The following is a 2,467-nucleotide window of genomic DNA, read 5'->3' on the forward strand; positions in this document are numbered from 1 at the left end:
GATGTATATAAATTAGCAAACATTAAAAGATATATTGCAAAATGTTTAAAACAACAGTCACCTCAATTTATCATTATCGAAAGCTCCAGAACCTTATGCAGAGAGCTGGATATCATTGATGTCGATCCTGTTTCTCAATGTGCTACATGGGCGACAGGCGAACAGATTGACCTGAATATTCTGAGTCATTTTGATCGTCTAGAAAATATTTACGAAATAGAACACTAACTGCCACTTCACTGACTGAAGCCAGTGTTCTTTTACATTTTACAAGTTCTATTTTAAAACTCGTAAAGATTAATTTAACTAAATCAGAACAATTGCTAAAAATAAACAATTAACAGTTTATGATAATTTGATAAACATCAGTAAAAATCCTGGGATCGCTGAAGGTAAAATCATAGATGAAAATAGTAAGCTATACGCACATGCAACAGCGACGTGTATGATTATTTCATCCTGATCTATCCGCCATAAAAAGGAAAAATATAGTTTTACTTACTTTTTATTATGTAGAAATATTTTATTTTTATAACAAATCTAAGCAAATATATTAATAAGAGCAGAGAAAATTGCCTGCTCTTTACACAAAAAAATTAAAATAAAACAATATGTTAAAATTAAAAAAATAAATCAACAGCTCATATTACAAGAATCTCCATGCTCAAACTGATGGATGATAAAAACTTACTATTTATTTACTTATTTCATTTTATTAAATTATTCTAAATAAAAACACTAAAGATTCACACACCTTTCACATAATTATCATATAAACTGATCTTTCATTATAACGAATGGGAAAAACAATGACTCACCATATTCTATTAGCAACCTGGTCAGAATCTTCAAAAGCCTATGAAAGCTTTACACAATTAAAAAATGCTGACATTGGGAGTATCAATCAAACAACCATAATTGAACGCCTTGCAGATGGTAGCGTCAAAGTTCAGGATCAAGATGGAAAAGCCTTAGATGCAAATACATGGACAGGCGGATTATTAGGATCTCTTTTTGGTATTTTGGGTGGACCTCTGGGAATTCTTTTAGGTTTCAGCACAGGTGCTCTTTTTGGTTCATTTTTTGATGCTGATCAAAATAGTGATGACCTCGCTGTATTATCTAAAATTAGCCAAGCCCTTCCTATTGGCTCTGTTGGTTTGTTTATTGATATTGACGAACAGAATGATAAATTGGCAGATGATTTCTTCAAAAATAGCAATGCAACATTATATCGTTGGGACTATGACGAAGTTGAAGCTGAAATTGAAGCATCGGTAGAAACTTGGGAAGAAGTAAACCGTCAAGCAAATCTTGCATTAAAACAGCAGAAAAAGTCAGAGAATAAAGAAAAACGCAAACAAAAGTGGGAGGAGTTTAAATCCAAGTTTCATACTTCTACCAAATAAAAATTTGAAAAGCTAAGTTGTATAAAGTTTTAACTGTATACAACTTAGCTCATTTTAAACTGCAGGACGCACCAGTTTAACTTTTGTCTCATTACGCGCACCAGGACGTGTAAGAGCTTTAAAATAACAATAATATGGGAGTACAGCATCCAAAGTCGTTGTAATCACTTTATTTTCAGAAGCACACCAAGCTTTACAGATATTATTCCCTGTTAAAATATTCCCTTCAACAGCAAATAAATATAAATCCTGTTCAGGCTGAGATGTATTTCCCCAAGGAAAACTAAAAAACTTCAGTGCAAGCTGCCGTTGGAACAACCACTTTTCAGAAAACCATAATTGTAATAAATCACCTAAATATATTTTTTTATCATTTAAAAACTGTAACTTGAAATGCGCGTTTTCAACTTCAGAAAAATATAAATTGGCGTCAGAGAGGATTGAGAGATAATGTTCTTTGTAATAATCAAAATTAGAAAAAATATCTAAAATACTAAGCTTTGGCATTCGCTTTCTCCGATTTAGCCATTTTAGTGCTGGCAAGTTGGTTTAAATCCACACTGTTTAGAAAATATCTAAACGACTGTTATGAACTTTAATCTAACAAGCCAACGTGAGCTATGCAAGTTTTTTTCAAGATAAAAGTCATTTTGCTCAATTAAGCAACATACAGACATTAAATGAAGAGAACATGACAAATATGGCTTGACCCCTCGTAAAATCTCCTTATAATCGCTTGCAGATTCTCCAATAGCTCAGTCGGTAGAGCGACGGACTGTTAATCCGCAGGTCCCTGGTTCGAGCCCAGGTTGGAGAGCCAGATTCAAAAAAGCCTACTTCTAATAAGTAGGCTTTTTTATTGAATGATCCATATCATTTCTTAAAGACAAAATATAAAAAAACCAATTCAAGGATATTGATATAAGTTTTTAACAAAGAAAATATCACCTTACTTTTACGACTTAACTTATCTCCCCCTGTTTCTACTTTTTATTTTATTTCAATAATATATAAAGTTACATCTAAATACTGACATCATTAATCTTGGCTTTTTAGGC

Annotated in this window: 3 protein-coding genes, 1 tRNA gene and 1 pseudogene; 4 read left to right on the forward strand and 1 reads right to left on the reverse strand. The window is 32.3% G+C overall.

Features of this window, described 5'->3' with window-relative positions; translation table 11 throughout:
- The 3 genes and pseudogenes from KPC_RS19065 to KPC_RS19075 form a co-directional block, all read left to right on the forward strand.
- On the forward strand, window positions 1–228 hold a 228-nt coding region (locus KPC_RS19065), incomplete at its 5' end, for a hypothetical protein (protein ID WP_121975891.1).
- Between the two features lie 130 nt (window positions 229–358).
- Window positions 359–463: pseudogene (locus tag KPC_RS20825) on the forward strand (phenylacetic acid degradation protein); the annotation flags it as partial.
- A 346-nt stretch (window positions 464–809) separates the two neighbouring features.
- Window positions 810–1,409, forward strand: a complete 600-nt coding sequence (locus KPC_RS19075; protein WP_121975892.1) for a DUF1269 domain-containing protein — start codon at window positions 810–812, stop codon at window positions 1,407–1,409.
- A 54-nt stretch (window positions 1,410–1,463) separates the two neighbouring features.
- Here KPC_RS19075 and KPC_RS19080 read toward each other — a convergent pair whose 3' ends face one another.
- Window positions 1,464–1,916, reverse strand: a complete 453-nt coding sequence (locus KPC_RS19080) for a hypothetical protein (protein WP_121975893.1) — start codon at window positions 1,914–1,916, stop codon at window positions 1,464–1,466.
- 237 nt (window positions 1,917–2,153) lie between these two features.
- On the opposite strand from KPC_RS19080, the gene KPC_RS19085 reads away from it, so the two are divergent.
- Window positions 2,154–2,229, forward strand: a tRNA-Asn gene (locus KPC_RS19085).
- Window positions 2,230–2,467 lie beyond the last annotated feature (238 nt).

The organism is Acinetobacter stercoris, from assembly GCF_900323515.1.
GTDB lineage: Bacteria > Pseudomonadota > Gammaproteobacteria > Pseudomonadales > Moraxellaceae > Acinetobacter > Acinetobacter stercoris.

Coding starts and splice junctions, on each gene's coding strand:
- KPC_RS19075 (WP_121975892.1), top strand. CDS start 810: ATGACTCACCATATTCTATTAGCAACCTGGTCAGAATCTTCAAAAGCC.
- KPC_RS19080 (WP_121975893.1), bottom strand. CDS start 1,916: ATGCCAAAGCTTAGTATTTTAGATATTTTTTCTAATTTTGATTATTAC.